The sequence below is a fragment of the Pseudomonas sp. genome (assembly GCF_051660785.1).
In the GTDB taxonomy this organism is placed as follows: Bacteria; Pseudomonadota; Gammaproteobacteria; order Pseudomonadales; family Pseudomonadaceae; genus Aquipseudomonas.
Window position 1 is genome coordinate 80,358 of the sequence record NZ_JBOFQE010000073.1, and the last position, 15,513, is coordinate 95,870.

14 protein-coding genes and 4 tRNA genes are annotated in these 15,513 nt (G+C 58.3%); 6 read left to right on the forward strand and 12 right to left on the reverse strand.

The window, feature by feature from the left end; all coding sequences use genetic code 11:
* The first annotated feature begins 32 nt into the window (after positions 1–32).
* Positions 33–1,823 carry a bifunctional diguanylate cyclase/phosphodiesterase gene (locus tag ACRC4F_RS19085; protein ID WP_438660738.1) on the forward strand — a complete coding sequence of 597 codons (1,791 nt, stop codon included), beginning with the start codon at positions 33–35 and terminating at the stop codon, positions 1,821–1,823.
* A 138-nt stretch (positions 1,824–1,961) separates the two neighbouring features.
* Here the strand turns inward: ACRC4F_RS19085 and ACRC4F_RS19090 are convergent, their stop codons facing one another.
* The 6 genes from ACRC4F_RS19090 to ACRC4F_RS19115 all read right to left on the reverse strand — a co-directional run bounded on the left by ACRC4F_RS19090 (position 1,962) and on the right by ACRC4F_RS19115 (position 5,478).
* A complete protein-coding gene (locus ACRC4F_RS19090; protein WP_438660739.1) occupies positions 1,962–2,288 on the reverse strand; it encodes a hypothetical protein in 327 nt (108 codons plus the stop codon).
* 495 nt (positions 2,289–2,783) lie between these two features.
* Positions 2,784–3,191, reverse strand: a complete 408-nt coding sequence (locus ACRC4F_RS19095) for a sel1 repeat family protein (protein WP_438660740.1) — start codon at positions 3,189–3,191, stop codon at positions 2,784–2,786.
* Positions 3,192–3,563, reverse strand: coding sequence for a hypothetical protein (locus tag ACRC4F_RS19100; RefSeq protein ID WP_003223109.1), 372 nt, complete (start codon positions 3,561–3,563; stop codon positions 3,192–3,194). It abuts the gene before it with no gap.
* Positions 3,560–3,901 carry a helix-turn-helix domain-containing protein gene (locus ACRC4F_RS19105; RefSeq protein WP_438660741.1) on the reverse strand — a complete coding sequence of 114 codons (342 nt, stop codon included), beginning with the start codon at positions 3,899–3,901 and terminating at the stop codon, positions 3,560–3,562. The genes ACRC4F_RS19100 and ACRC4F_RS19105 overlap by 4 nt, the downstream gene beginning before the upstream one ends.
* Before the next feature lie 114 nt (positions 3,902–4,015).
* Complete coding sequence (locus ACRC4F_RS19110; RefSeq protein ID WP_438660742.1) at positions 4,016–4,471, reverse strand: YkvA family protein; 456 nt, start codon at positions 4,469–4,471, stop codon at positions 4,016–4,018.
* A 293-nt stretch (positions 4,472–4,764) separates the two neighbouring features.
* A complete protein-coding gene (locus tag ACRC4F_RS19115; RefSeq protein WP_438660743.1) occupies positions 4,765–5,478 on the reverse strand; it encodes an FKBP-type peptidyl-prolyl cis-trans isomerase in 714 nt (237 codons plus the stop codon).
* 268 nt (positions 5,479–5,746) lie between these two features.
* Between ACRC4F_RS19115 and ACRC4F_RS19120 the strand changes: the two genes are divergently transcribed.
* Together ACRC4F_RS19120 and ACRC4F_RS19125 are read left to right on the forward strand one after the other, a co-directional pair.
* On the forward strand, positions 5,747–7,558 hold the full coding sequence (locus ACRC4F_RS19120) for a di-heme-cytochrome C peroxidase (protein WP_438660744.1): 1,812 nt from the start codon (positions 5,747–5,749) through the stop codon (positions 7,556–7,558).
* Complete coding sequence (locus ACRC4F_RS19125; protein WP_438660745.1) at positions 7,555–8,685, forward strand: catalase family protein; 1,131 nt, start codon at positions 7,555–7,557, stop codon at positions 8,683–8,685. The genes ACRC4F_RS19120 and ACRC4F_RS19125 overlap by 4 nt, the downstream gene beginning before the upstream one ends.
* Positions 8,686–8,688: 3 nt before the next feature.
* On the opposite strand, the gene ACRC4F_RS19130 is transcribed toward ACRC4F_RS19125, so the two are convergent.
* The 5 genes from ACRC4F_RS19130 to ACRC4F_RS19150 form a co-directional block, all read right to left on the reverse strand.
* A complete protein-coding gene (locus tag ACRC4F_RS19130) occupies positions 8,689–10,071 on the reverse strand; it encodes a hypothetical protein (protein ID WP_438660746.1) in 1,383 nt (460 codons plus the stop codon).
* Positions 10,072–10,283: 212 nt separating this feature from the next.
* A tRNA-Asp gene (locus ACRC4F_RS19135) sits at positions 10,284–10,360 on the reverse strand.
* Between the two features lie 19 nt (positions 10,361–10,379).
* Positions 10,380–10,455 (reverse strand) — tRNA-Val (locus tag ACRC4F_RS19140).
* 199 nt (positions 10,456–10,654) lie between these two features.
* Positions 10,655–10,731: transfer RNA gene (locus ACRC4F_RS19145), tRNA-Asp, on the reverse strand.
* A gap of 18 nt (positions 10,732–10,749) precedes the next feature.
* Positions 10,750–10,825 (reverse strand) — tRNA-Val (locus tag ACRC4F_RS19150).
* A 160-nt stretch (positions 10,826–10,985) separates the two neighbouring features.
* On the opposite strand from ACRC4F_RS19150, the gene rdgC reads away from it, so the two are divergent.
* From rdgC to sugE, 3 genes are all read left to right on the forward strand, one after another.
* Entirely contained in the window at positions 10,986–11,906 is a 921-nt protein-coding gene (rdgC, locus tag ACRC4F_RS19155; RefSeq protein WP_438660747.1) for a recombination-associated protein RdgC, read from the forward strand.
* Between the two features lie 143 nt (positions 11,907–12,049).
* Positions 12,050–13,015 carry a bile acid:sodium symporter family protein gene (locus ACRC4F_RS19160; protein WP_438660748.1) on the forward strand — a complete coding sequence of 322 codons (966 nt, stop codon included), beginning with the start codon at positions 12,050–12,052 and terminating at the stop codon, positions 13,013–13,015.
* Positions 13,016–13,134: 119 nt separating this feature from the next.
* Complete coding sequence (sugE, locus tag ACRC4F_RS19165; RefSeq protein WP_010456757.1) at positions 13,135–13,449, forward strand: quaternary ammonium compound efflux SMR transporter SugE; 315 nt, start codon at positions 13,135–13,137, stop codon at positions 13,447–13,449.
* Positions 13,450–13,569: 120 nt separating this feature from the next.
* On the opposite strand, the gene ACRC4F_RS19170 is transcribed toward sugE, so the two are convergent.
* The gene (locus ACRC4F_RS19170) at positions 13,570–15,444 is read right to left on the reverse strand and encodes an MFS transporter (RefSeq protein WP_438660749.1); all 1,875 of its coding nucleotides are present in this window, start codon (positions 15,442–15,444) and stop codon (positions 13,570–13,572) included.
* Positions 15,445–15,513: the final 69 nt, after the last annotated feature.

The following is a 15,513-nucleotide window of genomic DNA, read 5'->3' on the forward strand; positions in this document are numbered from 1 at the left end:
TCCCAGTCCTTTTTTTATCGCCAGAGATTGCCATGACCACGACAGAACAGCTGAGTGCCTTGAGTTCCATATTGGCTCAAAGCGGCTTGCACAGCCTGTTCCAGCCGATCATTTCCCTCTCCGAGCGACGCATTGTCGGCTACGAAGCCCTGACCCGCGGCCCCTCTAACAGCCCGCTGCACTCCCCCATCGCATTGTTCGCGGTCGCCCGCCAGGCCGGTCGCTTGAACGAGCTGGAAATCGCCTGCCGTGAAAGTGCCTGCCGACGCTTCAATGAACAGCAGCTGCCGGGCAAACTGTTTCTTAACGTCTCTCCGGAATCCCTGCTCGAAGCCGCCCACCAACCCGGTCGCACCCTTCAACTGCTGCAGGATTTCGGCATCCCGCCGAACCAGGTGGTGATCGAACTCACCGAACAGACCCCGACCGACGATTTCCAGTTACTGCAAAACGCCCTGCATCACTATCGGGCGATGGGGTTTTCCATTGCGCTGGATGATCTGGGCGCAGGTTATTCAAGCTTGCGGCTGTGGTCCGAGCTGCGTCCGGATTACGTGAAGATCGACCGGCATTTCATCGACGGCATTCATCAGGACGCGCTCAAGCGTGAGTTCGTCGGCTCAATCCTGCAAATCGCCAAGGCGTCGAGGGCGAAGGTGATTGCCGAAGGTATCGAGCTACCGGAAGAACTCGCGGTGTTGACCGAGATGGGCGTCGATCTGGTGCAAGGCTATTTGCTGTGTCGGCCTCAAGAGCATCCACCGCGCGAGGCGCGATCCTTGATGCCCAAGCAAGACAGCACCGCCGTAGCGCTGAATGACGAAGGCAGCGATCTCAGCGCCTTGCTCAACGACCAACCGGCCGTGCACCGGGACACACCGACAGCCACGGTGCTGGAAGCCTTCCGCCGTCAGGCCAACCTGAACTCACTGGCAGTGCTCGACGAGCAAGGCCATCCGTGCGGCATCGTTCATCGGCATTCGCTCTCGGACGCACTACTCAAGCCCTTCGCGACCGACCTGTTCGCGCGCAAGCCGATCAGCCGCTTGATGAGCGATGACTTTCTCGCCGTGGAGATGAGCCAGTCGTTGCAACAGGTCAGCCGCTTGATCACCAGTCGCGCGCGGCAACGCATCGAGGAAGATTTCATCATCACCCTCAACGGCGGTTATCTGGGATTGGGTCGAGTGATCGATGTACTCAAGTTGATAACCGAACTGAAAATCCAGCAGGCCCGCTACGCCAACCCGCTGACCCTGTTGCCGGGCAACGTGCCGATCCAGCAATGCCTGACACGGTTGCTGCAACAGGAACGGGAATCGGTGATCTGCTACGTCGACATCGACAGTTTCAAACCCTTCAACGACATCTACGGCTATGGCCGTGGGGATGAAGTCCTGCTGTGCCTGGCGCAATGCCTGAACGATCGCGTCGACCCGTCCCGCGACTTCGTCGGCCATATCGGCGGTGATGACTTCCTGCTGGTGCTCGGCCCGGAAGACTGGCGCAAACGTTTGAACCAGTTGCTGGACGATTTCCAGAGCCAGTGCCGGCGCTTCTACCGCAGCGAACACCTGGAAGCCGGCTGCTTCATCGCGCCGAATCGCCAGGGCGTGCGCCAGGAATTTCCGCTGCTGTCATTGTCGATCGGCGTGGTGCATTTGCATCCACAGGCCTGTGGACAACTCGATGCGAGCCAGTTGGCGGAGATGGCATCGCAGGCCAAACATCACGCGAAGCATGTGCCGGGGTATAGCGTGCATGTGATTGATAGTCTGGCGGTGCCGGTGCGAGAGGATGAGTTGCTGTCAGGGCATCGCTGATTGAACTGACGCTATCGCGAGCAGGCTCGCTCCCACAGTTTTTTTGTGTCGTTCACAATAATTGGTAACGACACAAAACCCCTGTGGGAGCGAGCCTGCTCGCGATGTGGCCAGACCAGACAATCAAAATCTCAGGAATCAATCCGCTTCTGACCGCGCCCCCAACCGCCGCCCAACCACATCCAGCACATCACAGCCATCGCGCAACGGAATCGCACAGAGCAACGCAAAGTCGCTGAGAATCATGGAATCGCACTCAATCGAACCGCGCATGGAGAGGTTCTCCAGCACTTGGGTAACCGCCCGGATTCGGTAGCGGGCAGCGTCGGTCAGAATATCGAGCGGTGCGTGGGTGTCGACGAACAAGGTGGGCATGTCGCTGCAATTGCTGGTGAGCGCCATGAAGCGGTTTTTTGGATGGGAAACCGGTTTTTCGTAAGGTGGATCAGGATGAAGTGTTGGCATTTAGACCTTCCGATGACAATGGGAGCTGCCAAAAGCCTTCCTACAGGTTTGGGTGGCAGCTATACGCGGGGTAGGAATACCGAGCATCGGAGACTCGACCACGCCGAAGCGTGCCCGCGCACAGCCGCCGTAACAGATCTTACGGACGCACATAGACGACCGCAAACCCGGTTTCGACGCTGACGCAATACCGATGCTGAAAGGGTTCCTACACCCCACCACTGAATTTTCAGTGACCATCGAAGGCTATCGGGTGAACTCAGTTCGCACCAGTTCATGAAAGCCGCCACAACTCGAAGGAAATCTCCGATGGATTTACACGCCATTCAACGCGCAGCACTTTGCAGGTGATCAATCAGAAAAGAAGCCAGCAGAGGACGATGTTGGCGTAGGGCAATTCTCTAATACGTCGCGACTAATAAACGAACTGCCAAAAACGCAAACGTGGCGGGAGGTTTCCCTCTCGCCACGTTCATTTGTCGAACTGCTACGTACCTATTTCGCCGAATCGCGAGACGCCAACTCTTTAAGCTTCATCTCAGCCAACGGATGCCCGGCCTTCGCCGCTATCTCCCAGAATCTCGCCGCTTCATCCGCATCCGGCGCCTTGCTCGGCGTCCCCGCCAAACTGATCACGCCCACCTGATACGCCGCTTTGCCATCCCCCGCCAGCGCCGCCAGGCGCAGCAATCGGACGCCTTCCTCACGAGCCCCAAGGCCAACGCCGCGGAAGGTCAGGATGTGGCCATAGAAGCTTTGCGCACCGACGTCACCCAGGTTGGCCATGCGCGCGAACTGGCCTTCGAGCCAGTTCCAGCCGCGCGGATGGCGCACGAACCACGACCAGTGAAACAACCGGCGGGCCAGCCAGTAACCGGCCCGCGCCTTGAGTTTCAGAAACACTCAGGCCTCCGCCGATTCCGGGTACTCGTATTCGAACACGCGAACCACTTCCGAGGCGTGCCACGAAGCGGCAGCAACGCCGTCGGACGGGCCGGAGAAGCGCCCCAGACGTTCGACGCACTCGAAGAAACCGGTGCGTGGCAGGCGACTCGCGCCTTGGCTGATCACTAGCGAACTGCGCAGCGGCTGCTCGGCCTTGGCGTCCAGCGCAGCCAGATGTTCAAGCGCAGCGGTGAGGGTTTGCATGGCCGGCGTGGGCAACTGCAAACGTTCCAGCAAGGCTCGATACGTCAGCAGATGGCGCTGACGGCGGGCCTGATCCAGCTCACCCAGCAAACCGTCCCAATGTTGACGACTGATGCGTACGCTCACGATTCCTCCCTCCACCCTGGCACCGTCAGTTCCCAGGCCAGGCTGCGGCGAATCGCAGCGTCGGGTTGACGCTCGCCACTTTCGATCAAGGCCAGATAAGACGGGCTGATGCCTACCGTGCGGGCGAGCGCCTCAATGGCGATGCCCTTCCCTTCGCGCAAACTGCGTAGTTGATCCAGACCTGGAAGAATCTGGTCTGGTGATGTTGCTTGACGCGCCGGCGTGTCGGGCGCCGGTTGTTCGTTGATGCCTGCTGCTTTCAGTAGAGCCTGGTACTGAGCCCACGGCAAAACCGCGTATTCGGGCTCGCCTTCGCGTGTGATTATCTGAATATCCATGACTTCCCCGTAGGACAACGACACTTAGCGAGTCGGCACTTTTCCCTAGAAGTGTAATCCTAACAGCGGCCACGGTCGCGGGGGGTATGAATATAAGGACGATCCTCAATCAAATCAGGTTTTTTTCGGTCCCTGCACCTGAAGTTGTTCGGGGGTATCGGGAAGACGCTCGACCACCGCCAGCTTCTCCGGCAACTGGCGCTTGCGCCAGGCGCGGAAGGCATTGAGTTCGTCGTCGAGGACTTTCATCAACCAAGCCAGCACGGCGATGTCATCGAGCATGCCGAACATCGGGATGAAGTCGGGAATCGCATCCACCGGGCTGAGGAAGTACATCAGGCCGGCCACCACAGAGATCAGCGCTTTCGGACTGATGGCGCGGTACTCGCCACGCCAGTAGGCCAGGCACAGGGCCTGCAACAGGCGAAAATCGTCCTTGAGCTTGCCCAGGCGGTTGCCTTGAACGGCACCTTTGCTGGCGACGGCGAACAATAGGGTCGGCAGGCGTCCACGGGCGAGCAGGCGTCCGGCGAGCGGCAGGAAACGAGCGAAATTCCAGGGTGCTTTCATCATTCCTCCCTCTGAAATGTTATCCACACAAATTGTGGATAACCTTGTGAACAGAGCTATTTTTCACGGCTGAAAGCCCCGTTTCATAAGGGCTTAACTCAGATCGGGCGTTTTTTACTCACATAAAAAAACCCAAGATTTCATTGACTTGGCGCGCCGGCGCGGCTAGCACGGCGTCCTCAATGGCTATGACTGCAACATACCGCATCCGTTCGCTTTGTTTACCCCCGCTGAACGCCAGATGCAACAACGCCCCGCATAAAGCGAGGCGTTGTTTGTAGAGCAGACGCTGATTACTTGGCGGCGTCTTCTTTTGCTGGATCCTTGATCGCCAGCAGTTCCAGGTCGAATACCAGCACCGAATTGGCTGGAATCGCCGGGCTTGGGCTTTGCGCGCCGTAGGCCAGCTCGCTAGGAATGTACAGTTTGTACTTCTCGCCAACGTGCATCAGTTGCAGGCCTTCGACCCAACCCGGAATCACGCCGCTGACCGGCAGATCGATCGGGCTGCCACGCTCGACGGAGCTGTCGAAGGTAGTGCCGTTGGTCAGTTTACCGGTGTAGTGAACAGTCACTACGTCAGTCGGCTTAGGCTGTGCGCCATCGGCTTTCTTGACCACTTCGTATTGCAGGCCCGAAGCAGTGGTGGTGACACCCGCTTTCTTGGCGTTGTCTTCGAGGAATTTCTTGCCGGCGGCTGCCGACTCTTCGCTCATTTTGGCCATGCGCTCTTCAGCACGCTTCTGCAGTGCTGCAAAAGCCTCGACCAGTTCGTCATCCTTCAGCTTCTGTTCTTTCTTGCCGACGGCATCTTCGATGCCTTGGGCTACGGCTTTGGAGTCCAGGTCATCCATGCCTTCCTGAGCCAGGCTCTTGCCCATGTTCAGGCCAATCCCGTAGGAAGCTTTTTGCGCCGGGGTTTTCAGCTCTACGCTGGTCTGCGAATCACAACCCGCAAGTACCAGGCTAACCAGGGCCACCGCCGCCGCCAACCGATGCTGTTTCATGCTATTTCCTTGTTCATGCGCCTAAAGGGCAATCGAGTAAAGCCGCGAGCTTATCAGGCGGCCACGACCAATGGCTACCGGCATGAGAGCAGGAAACTTCTGATAAGTTCAGGTGTTTTAACGCATTTCGGGATTGGAATGATGAAGCTTCTGTCATCTTGGGCTCACAGGGACGGGAGACGGATCCCCAGCATCTGGCGTAATGGCCACTTGCCGCACCTTGGGCACTGAGGCATAAGAGAGCTACAAATCGACAAGGATGTTTATCTTGCGCCTCTTATTCCGCCTGCTGGTGCTGTTCGCTGTGCTATTGGGGCTCGCTCTGGCCGTGGTTCTGTACTACGTCGCCAATCCGAATCTGCCGACCTGGTCACCCGCGCAGAAGGTGCGTTATCTGGAGCAGTGGAGCGCCGCCGATCGGCAGGCTTACTACTTCACCCCCCAAGGCACTCAAGTCAAAGGCTTGCGTTACGACTGGTTCAAGGAACTCGAACTGCCCTTCTCGGAACAACGATTCGCCGCCCCCGAGCACCTCGCGCGTTTTGGTTTTCTGATCGACCGCGACCAGAAGGACACGCCAAACAACAACCCTGGCAACTTGCCCGTGGGTTTTGCCCGCCATCAAAACCCTGGCAGCCAGGACGAATACCTCGACATTACCTGCGCCGCCTGTCACACCGGCGAATTGCGTTTCAACGGCCAGGCCGTGCGTATCGACGGAGGCTCGGCCCAGCACGTCCTGCCTTCCAGCGTTCCTACATTGCGCGGTGGCAGTTTCGGACAGGCGCTGGTCGCGAGTCTGATCTCGACTTATTACAACCCGTGGAAATTCGAACGCTTCGCCCGCAACGTGCTTAAAGAGAACTATGACGCCCGGCACCAACAACTGCGCAAGGACTTCAAAACCTCGCTGAATACCTTCGTGAAGATTGCCTGGAACGATACCCATCGCGGGCTTTATCCGACCGAGGAAGGCCCCGGCCGCACCGACGCCTTCGGGCGCATCGCCAACGCCAGCTTCGGCGACGCGATTTCAGCCGATAACTACCGCGTCGCGAATGCCCCGGTGGACTACCCGCAACTGTGGGACATGTGGACCTTTGACTGGGTGCAATGGAACGGTTCGGCGCAGCAACCGATGGCCCGCAACATCGGCGAAGCGCTAGGCGTCGGCGCCACCCTGAATTTCTTCGACGCCAACGGCCAACCGCTTAAAGGTGACGAGCGCTATCCGTCGAGTGTCCGCTTGCGCGATTTGCACCACATCGAACAGACCCTGCAACGGCTCAAACCACCGGCCTGGCCGGAAGACGTGCTGGGCGCTGTCGACAAGCCCATGGCCGCCAAAGGTCGCGAACTGTTCAGCGAAAACTGCGCCGGTTGCCACGTGCCTCGATCGGTCCAGACCAACGGACGCTCGGTGCAACAGCTGAAAATGCTGCCAGTGGAATACATCGGCACAGACCCGGGCGCGACCAATAACATCGCCGACCATCGCTTCGACCTCAGCGCGTTGCAATGGGACCCGGCAGAACTGGCGAAACTGGATGTGCAGTTGCAGCCACCGCCCACCGAACCGCTAGACCTGAGCAAACTCTCGTCCGCCAAGGGCCTGGCTTATGTCACAGCGTTCGTAGGAAACCGCGCTTACCGCGAGGCGAAAATTCCCGAGGCCGAGCGCCCGGACATGGATGGCTTCGGCCTGCCGATTGGCGTGCGTGAATTGCGCGCCTACAAGGCCCGTCCATTGGCCGGCGTCTGGGCGACGGCGCCGTTTCTGCACAACGGCTCCGTGCCAAGCATTTATCAACTGCTCTCGCCCCAGGATGAACGTGCAACGACCTTCTACAAAGGCACGTTCGAGTACGACCCCGGACACTTGGGTTATCGCACCGAGGCTTTTACCAATGGCTTCAAATTCGACACGCGCATCACCGGCAATCACAACAGCGGCCATGAATTCCGCGCCGGCAAGCGTGGCAATGGCGTGATCGGTCGCCTGCTGCAACCGGAGGAGCGCTGGGCGCTGCTGGAATACCTGAAAGTGTTGGGCGGCCCGTTGGAGGCACAATTGCCATGAGCAGACTCTGGATGTGGTTTGGCGCCTTTCTCGGCAAAACCCTGTTGTGGTTGCTCGGTCTGGGAGTGCTCGTCTGGGCGCTGACCACGGCGTGGTTCGCCTGGCAATACCGGGGGCCGGTCTCGGCTGAAGAACTGATCCCGGACGGCGAAGCGGCGATGACTCAGGCCATCATCCAGACGGCCGTGCGCATCGTCGACCAGCACCGTGAAAGCACCCGCTACCTGCGCGATGCGCATGCCAAGGCGCACGGCTGTGTGAAGGCCGAGGTTCAGGTGCTGCCGGATCTGGCGCAGGAGCTGCGTAAAGGTGTGTTCAGCGAACCTGGCAAAACCTGGCAAGCGACGATGCGGCTGTCCAACGGCAATGCCTATCCGCAGTTCGACAGCATCCGCGATGCCCGGGGCATGGCGATCAAGTTGCTCGATGTGCCCGGCAAACAACTGCTGGACGATCAGCAACGTCGCGCCGAACAGGACTTCGTGATGTTCAGTCACCCTAATTTCTTTGTCAGCGATGTCGCCGAATACCGTCAGAACGTGGCCGCTCAGGCTGACGGCAAAAAGCTGATGGCATTCTTCCCTGGCTGGGATCCGCGCACCTGGCAGGTTCGGCATCTGTTTATTGCCTTGGCGACACTGTCTCCGCCCCCGGAAAGCCCGACGAAGACCACTTATTTTTCGGTTTCGCCTTACAAGTTCGGTGAAGCCAATGCCAAGTTCCGCGTGGCGCCGGATCCTGACCGCTGCCCGACTTACACACTGCCCGCTCAAAACCAGAGGTTGCCCAACTTCCTGCGCAATGCGCTGAACCAGCAATTGTCGACCGACCGGGTACCGGCCTGTTTTGCCCTGCAGATCCAACGCCAGAATCCAGATAAATACATGCCCATCGAAGACACCAGCATCGAATGGGGCGAAAGCGATGCCCCATTCGAGACTGTGGCGCGAATCAAGCTGCCCGCCCAGGACTTCGATACGCCAGCGCTGAACCTGCAATGCGACAACCAGTCGTTTAACCCTTGGTTTGGCCTTGAGGCTCATCGCCCCATCGGTGGCATCAACAGGTTGCGCAAAGCCGTGTATGAAGCGGTGAGCGACTACCGACATAGCCGTAATGGTGAATGATCATTACGTTTTCTGAGTGTCGACAATTCCGTCTGCAACAGAAGGAGTAACCCTGCCCGCCTTCGGCCAGGCCTTGCTTGTAAACAGGACACCCAGCACCCCGGCAGCCGCCACCAGATCAACCAATGATTGCGGGCTCGTTTCATCGGAAATCAGTTTCTGCTCAAAGTCCTGATATTCATCACTCAGGGGATCCAGCCTCGCCATCAGCTCCTCGACTTTATCGGACTCCGGCTTGGCGAACCGCAATACCGCCCCATCAGGCGTGCACAGAAACAATCGATGATGTGGCGCGCTGCTGACTCGGCTCAAGCCGACTCGCAGGTCATTGACAGAAAAGAAATTTCTATGGAGTTCGACCTCTTCGGAGGGGAGTCGGTCATCACTGATCGGGCTTATCGAGTGATAGAAACCATGCACTCGAAAATCTTCCGGCAAGAGTGGATTACCGCGCAGATCCTTTGGAAAGAGAACCTCGGCACTGAACAACGCGTAATCGCTTGCTACCGGTACGGTGGCAATAAAAAACTCTTGGGTTCGATGCTTGAGGATCATGCCGACATGCTGCTGCGTGGAGGATAACTCGAGCATTTGCTGATGAAGATAGCGGGCCACTTCGCTGGCATCCTTGAGGATGGGCCCATAGACCGGCATCCGTTCGACCGGCGGATCTTGCTGCAGTATGTCCTCCCTCCAACTGGCCTTGATATCACCCCTTCGCCTCCAGAGACTGCCGGATACCACGGTGGTCACTGCACCCGCGGCCACAGCCAACAAGATCAGAATGCTGCTTGGCACTGCACCGGCGTCATAGTGGCTCTCGAACGTTTGAAGCCGGCCGTCGGGTTTTCTCCCGAAGCGGGGTGACAGTTCCTGTTCGAACGCTGAATTCCTTGAGGTGTAGGAGATGAGTGAGCCATCACTTGCCGACAGATAACACCTGGAAAATTTTCGGCGCCAGGTCATCACTTCAAACAAGTCGGAAACCGAAAAGAACAGTTTTCGCTGGCCCCATTCGACGGCGCCTTCATCGTTGCCTTTGATTTTTTCGGCATGGGAGGACAAGCGCGCTTCGATGGTATATCCGCCTGGAATAACCCTCTCGGCCATTTGATTCACGGATACGCTTAGCAGGAAATTCGGCGCTTGTAATGCATCGGCGTTGGCGTCAGAAGGCATCGTCTGAGTAGCGCAAACGAAGTGACCTTGCTCATTTTTGAGGATAAACCCGGCAAACTCCGTTCCTCGCTGACCTTTTAACATGTCATGAAAAAAAGCAGCAGCGTCATCGCAGGTGATGAAGGCCGGATTCAAAGCAAGGATCGGCTCGGCATTCGAATCGGGAGTGGTGGGCGGAAGAACAACTTCAGGAGGGCTGGAAGCCATGGTTTCAGTCTCTCGGCTGGCAATCAATTTACTCCGTGACGTTTTAATCACGCAGAACGTTGCCCATCATCCGAAAGCTGCGTGCCTTTGAGGCACTACATAGTTATACCCAGTGAAAAATTACCAAACCCCAGACAGCAAAAAGCCCGCATTAAAAAAATGCGGGCTTTTTCCGTGGTGACCTGGCGTTCAGCGTTCCAGGTTACCGAATATGGCGCAGCGGACGGGACTCGAACCCGCGACCCCCGGCGTGACAGGCCGGTATTCTAACCGACTGAACTACCGCTGCGCGTAGCGTTGAAAGTAAGTGGTGGGTGATGACGGGATCGAACCGCCGACATTCTGCTTGTAAGGCAGACGCTCTCCCAGCTGAGCTAATCACCCTTTACCTTCGTTGCGGGGCGCATTGTGCCACAGATTTTCATAAAGTGTTGATTTAATTGAATAATTTTTCAAAAAAATCTGAAAACCGGTAAAACGACACGACCTGCAGGAACAACGTACAAACTTCGGGCAGAAAAAAACCCGCGTTAGCGGGCTTTTCCGTGGTGACCTGGCGTTCAGCGTTCCAGGTTACCGAATATGGCGCAGCGGACGGGACTCGAACCCGCGACCCCCGGCGTGACAGGCCGGTATTCTAACCGACTGAACTACCGCTGCGCGTAACACTAAAGCGAATGGTGGGTGATGACGGGATCGAACCGCCGACATTCTGCTTGTAAGGCAGACGCTCTCCCAGCTGAGCTAATCACCCTTCACTTTCGGTGTGGCGCGCATTCTACGGAGCGACCCCACCTCTGGCAAGCACTTTTTTAAATAATTTTTGCAGGCCTTCCAAAGGCTTAGAGAAGGGTTGGCCTATGGCTTCGCTAAGAGAATAATGCCCCCCTTTGTATAAAGGAGAGACTCGCCCCATGTGGTTCAAAAACCTGCTTATCTATCGCCTGACCCAAGATCTGCCTTTTGATGCCGAGGCGTTGGAAACTGCACTGGCCACCAAACTGGCGCGTCCATGTGCAAGCCAGGAGTTGACCACCTACGGTTTCGTCGCGCCCTTCGGCAAAGGCGAAGATGCACCCCTGGTGCACGTCAGCGGCGACTTCCTGCTGATCTCCGCGCGTAAAGAAGAGCGCATCCTGCCGGGCAGCGTCGTGCGTGACGCCGTGAAGGAAAAGGTCGAAGAGATCGAAGCCGAACAAATGCGCAAGGTCTACAAAAAGGAACGCGACCAGATCAAGGATGAAATCATCCAGGCGTTCCTGCCGCGTGCCTTTATCCGTCGTTCCTCGACCTTCGCTGCGATTGCGCCGAAACAGGGCCTGATCCTGGTCAACTCGGCCAGCCCGAAACGTGCCGAAGACCTGCTGTCGACCTTGCGTGAAGTGATCGGCACCCTGCCGGTACGTCCACTGACCGTGAAAATGTCGCCGACCGCGACCATGACTGAGTGGGTCACCACCCAGAAAGCCGCGGACGACTTCTTTGTACTGGACGAGTGCGAACTGCGCGACACCCACGAAGACGGCGGCATCGTGCGCTGCAAGCGTCAGGACCTGACCAGCGAAGAGATTCAGCTGCACTTGAGCACCGGCAAAGTGGTGACTCAGCTGTCGCTGGCCTGGCAAGACAAGCTGTCTTTCGTCCTCGACGACAAGATGGTGGTCAAGCGCCTGAAATTCGAAGACCTGCTGCAAGACCAGGCGGAACAGGACGGCGGCGAAGAAGCCCTCGGCCAGCTGGACGCCAGCTTCACCCTGATGATGCTGACCTTCGGCGACTACTTGCCGGCACTGGTTGAAGCGTTGGGCGGTGAAGAGCTTCCGCAAGGGATCTAAAGCCTGGTGATATCTAATGTAGGAGCGAGCCTGCTCGCGATGAGGGCCTGACATTCAACATTGAGTTGACTGACACTCCGCCATCGCGAGCAGGCTCACTCCTACAGGGGTTTTCAGCGTTACTTAATAAAAAGGATCAGGCCATGCGCGCCCTCGCTGCATTGAGTCGTTTTGTCGGCAACACCTTCGCTTACTGGGTACTGATTTTCGCGGTCGTGGCGTTCTTGCAGCCGACATGGTTCATCGGCCTGAAAGGCGCAATCGTGCCGCTGCTGGGCCTGGTGATGTTCGGCATGGGCCTGACCCTCAAACTCGAAGACTTCGCCGAAGTCGCTCGCCATCCGTGGCGCGTGGCGCTGGGCGTGGTTGCACATTTCGTGATCATGCCCGGTGTGGCGTGGTTGCTCTGCCAGGCGTTTCACCTGCCACCGGAAATCGCCGTCGGCGTGATTCTGGTCGGCTGCTGCCCAAGTGGCACCTCGTCAAACGTGATGACCTGGCTGGCGCGCGGCGACCTGGCGCTGTCGGTGGCCATCGCCGCTGTCACCACCCTCCTCGCTCCGTTGCTGACACCCGCGCTGATCTGGCTGCTGGCCTCGGCGTGGCTGCCGGTGTCCTTCATGGAGTTGTTCTGGTCGATTCTGCAAGTGGTGCTGTTGCCGATCGTGCTCGGCGTGGTTGCCCAGCGCCTGTTGGGCGATCGGGTGCGCCATGCGGTGGAAGTGTTGCCGCTGATTTCGGTGGTGAGCATCGTGATCATCGTCACCGCTGTCGTCGCCGCCAGCCAGGCCAAGATTGCCGAGTCCGGCCTGTTGATCATGGCCGTGGTGATGCTGCACAACAGTTTCGGTTACTTGCTGGGCTACTTCACCGGGCGCCTGTTCAAGTTGCCGCTGGCCCAGCGCAAATCACTGGCACTGGAAGTCGGCATGCAGAACTCCGGATTGGGTGCGGCGCTGGCCAGTGCTCACTTTTCGCCATTGGCGGCGGTGCCTAGCGCGTTGTTCAGCGTCTGGCACAACATTTCGGGGGCATTGCTCTCAACGTATTTTCGCCGCATGAGCGAGAAACAAGACCGGGAAACCGCGGCTCAACAAGCGGTCGAATAACCCGAAAACTTGATCCCCGGGTTAATGATGGGCACTCTATGGCGCAACGCGAGGACGACCTCGCGGCTCGATCGAGTCATTAATCTGGGGACGACCCCGTCAATCGATGGAGGTCTCTCATGTCCTGGATCATTCTGTTTTTTGCTGGCCTGTTCGAAGTGGGCTGGGCCGTCGGCCTGAAATACACCGACGGTTTCAGCCGCCCTCTCCCCACCGCTTTGACCGTTGCCGCCATGGCCATCAGCCTTGGTTTGCTGGGCCTTGCCATGAAGGAGTTGCCGCTGGGCACGGCCTATGCGATCTGGACGGGTGTCGGCGCGGTGGGCACGGTCATCGCCGGGATCATTCTGTTTGGTGAATCCATGGCGCTGTTCAGGCTGGCCAGTGTGGCGTTGATTATTGCCGGGCTGATTGGCCTGAAGGTTAGCGCTTAGCTTTAGACCGCCATCGCGAGCAGGCTCGCTCCCACAGGGATTTGTGAATCACACAGATCCAATGTGGGAGCGAGCCGGCTCCGGGCGGCGTTCCGACGATGAGGCCCGCAAATACACCCACTATCTAACTGTGCCGCGCAAATCCCCAACCATCGCCTGCAATGTCGCCGGCTCCGCCGCCTCAACCGCCACCGCCGGCCCCGCCACCAACGTCACCCGCGACCACAACCGCCGAAACAACCCCTTGCCCGGATCGCGGCTGAAGAAACTCCCCCACAACCCTTGCAACGCCAGCGGAATCACCGGCACCGGTGTCTCTTCGAGAATCCGCACCAGCCCGCCCTTGAACTCGCTCATCTCCCCGTCAGCGGTCAACTTGCCTTCCGGGAAGATGCACACCAGCTCGCCGTCCTTCAGATATTGGGCGATCCGCTTGAAGGCTTTTTCGTAGATTTGAATGTCTTCCTGGCGCCCCGCGATCGGAATCGTCCCCGCCGTGCGAAAGATAAAGTTCAGCACCGGCAGGTTGTAGATCTTGTAGTACATGACAAAGCGAATCGGCCGCCGCACCGCGCCGCCAATCAGCAACGCGTCGACGAACGACACATGGTTGCAGACCAGCAATGCCGCGCCTTCATCGGGGATCAGATCAAGGTTGCGATGCTCCACGCGGGACATGGAATGGCTGAGCAGCCAGATCATGAAGCGCATGGTGAATTCCGGGACGATGCTGAAGATGTAGGCGTTGACGCCGATGTTCAGCAGCGACACCACCAGAAACAGCTGCGGGATCGACAGCTTGACCATGCTCAGCAAAACGATCGAGACAATCGCCGACACCACCATGAACAGGGCGTTGAGAATGTTGTTGGCGGCAATCACCCGCGCCCGCTCGTTTTCAGGGGTGCGCGACTGAATCAGCGCGTACAGCGGCACAATGTAGAAACCGCCGAAAATCCCCAGCCCCAGAATGTCGATCAGCACCAACCAGGTGTGGCCAAAACCAAGGATGTCGATCCAGCCATGGCCGTCGACGCTGTCTGGAATACCGCCGGAATGCCACCACAGCAGCAAGCCAAACACCGTCAGGCCAAACGAGCCGAACGGCACCAGGCCGATTTCGACTTTGCGCCCGGAGAGTTTCTCGCAGAGCATCGAGCCGAGTGCGATACCCACCGAAAACACCGTCAGAATCAGCGTCACCACGGTCTCGTCGCCGTGCATCCATTCCTTGGCATACGCCGGGATCTGCGTCAGGTAAATCGCCCCGACAAACCAGAACCACGAGTTGCCGACGATGGATCGCGACACCGCAGGCGTCTGCCCCAGACCCAGTTTCAAGGTGGCCCAGGATTGACTGAAGATGTTCCAGTTCAGGCGCATTTGCGGCGATGAGGCCGCCGCCCGGGGAATGCTGCGACTGGCCAGGTAACCGAGCACCGCAACACCGAGGATCGCGGTGGAAACGATGGCCGCGTAATGACTGGACGACATCATGATCCCGGCGCCAATGGTCCCCGCGAGGATCGCCAGAAACGTGCCCATTTCCACCAGCCCGTTGCCACCCACCAGCTCTTCTTCACGCAGGGCCTGGGGCAGGATCGAGTATTTCACCGGCCCGAACAGCGCCGAGTGCGTGCCCATGGCGAACAGCGCGACCAGCATCAGCGACAGGTGATCGAACATGAAACCGACCGCACCGACCGCCATGATGGCGATTTCCCCGAGCTTGATCAGACGAATCAGCGCGTCCTTGGCGAACTTTTCCCCGAACTGGCCGGCCAGCGCCGAGAACAGAAAGAACGGCAGGATAAACAGCAGCGCGCACAGGTTGACCCAGATCGAACGGTCACCCTCGATCGTCAGCTTGTACAGAATGGCGAGGATCAACGACTGCTTGAAGATGTTGTCGTTGAATGCCCCGAGGGACTGCGTGACGAAGAACGGCAGGAAGCGCCGTGTGCGAAGCAAGGTGAACTGTGAGGGGTGGCTCATCTTCCATGTGTCCCTGATGTTGGGTAGTGAGTGGCGTGGCGATTTGTTATTGGAATATCGAACGTCGAT

Bases quoted from the DNA above. Each gene is read 5' to 3' on its own strand.
- ACRC4F_RS19105 (WP_438660741.1), bottom strand. From the start codon at position 3,901: ATGGATATTCAGATAATCACACGCGAAGGCGAGCCCGAATACGCGGTT.
- ACRC4F_RS19160 (WP_438660748.1), top strand. From the start codon at position 12,050: ATGCGCGCCCTCGCTGCATTGAGTCGTTTTGTCGGCAACACCTTCGCT.
- ACRC4F_RS19110 (WP_438660742.1), bottom strand. From the start codon at position 4,471: ATGAAAGCACCCTGGAATTTCGCTCGTTTCCTGCCGCTCGCCGGACGC.
- ACRC4F_RS19130 (WP_438660746.1), bottom strand. From the start codon at position 10,071: ATGGCTTCCAGCCCTCCTGAAGTTGTTCTTCCGCCCACCACTCCCGAT.
- ACRC4F_RS19115 (WP_438660743.1), bottom strand. From the start codon at position 5,478: ATGAAACAGCATCGGTTGGCGGCGGCGGTGGCCCTGGTTAGCCTGGTA.
- ACRC4F_RS19085 (WP_438660738.1), top strand. From the start codon at position 33: ATGACCACGACAGAACAGCTGAGTGCCTTGAGTTCCATATTGGCTCAA.
- sugE (WP_010456757.1), top strand. From the start codon at position 13,135: ATGTCCTGGATCATTCTGTTTTTTGCTGGCCTGTTCGAAGTGGGCTGG.
- ACRC4F_RS19090 (WP_438660739.1), bottom strand. From the start codon at position 2,288: ATGCCAACACTTCATCCTGATCCACCTTACGAAAAACCGGTTTCCCAT.
- rdgC (WP_438660747.1), top strand. From the start codon at position 10,986: ATGTGGTTCAAAAACCTGCTTATCTATCGCCTGACCCAAGATCTGCCT.
- ACRC4F_RS19125 (WP_438660745.1), top strand. From the start codon at position 7,555: ATGAGCAGACTCTGGATGTGGTTTGGCGCCTTTCTCGGCAAAACCCTG.
- ACRC4F_RS19170 (WP_438660749.1), bottom strand. From the start codon at position 15,444: ATGAGCCACCCCTCACAGTTCACCTTGCTTCGCACACGGCGCTTCCTG.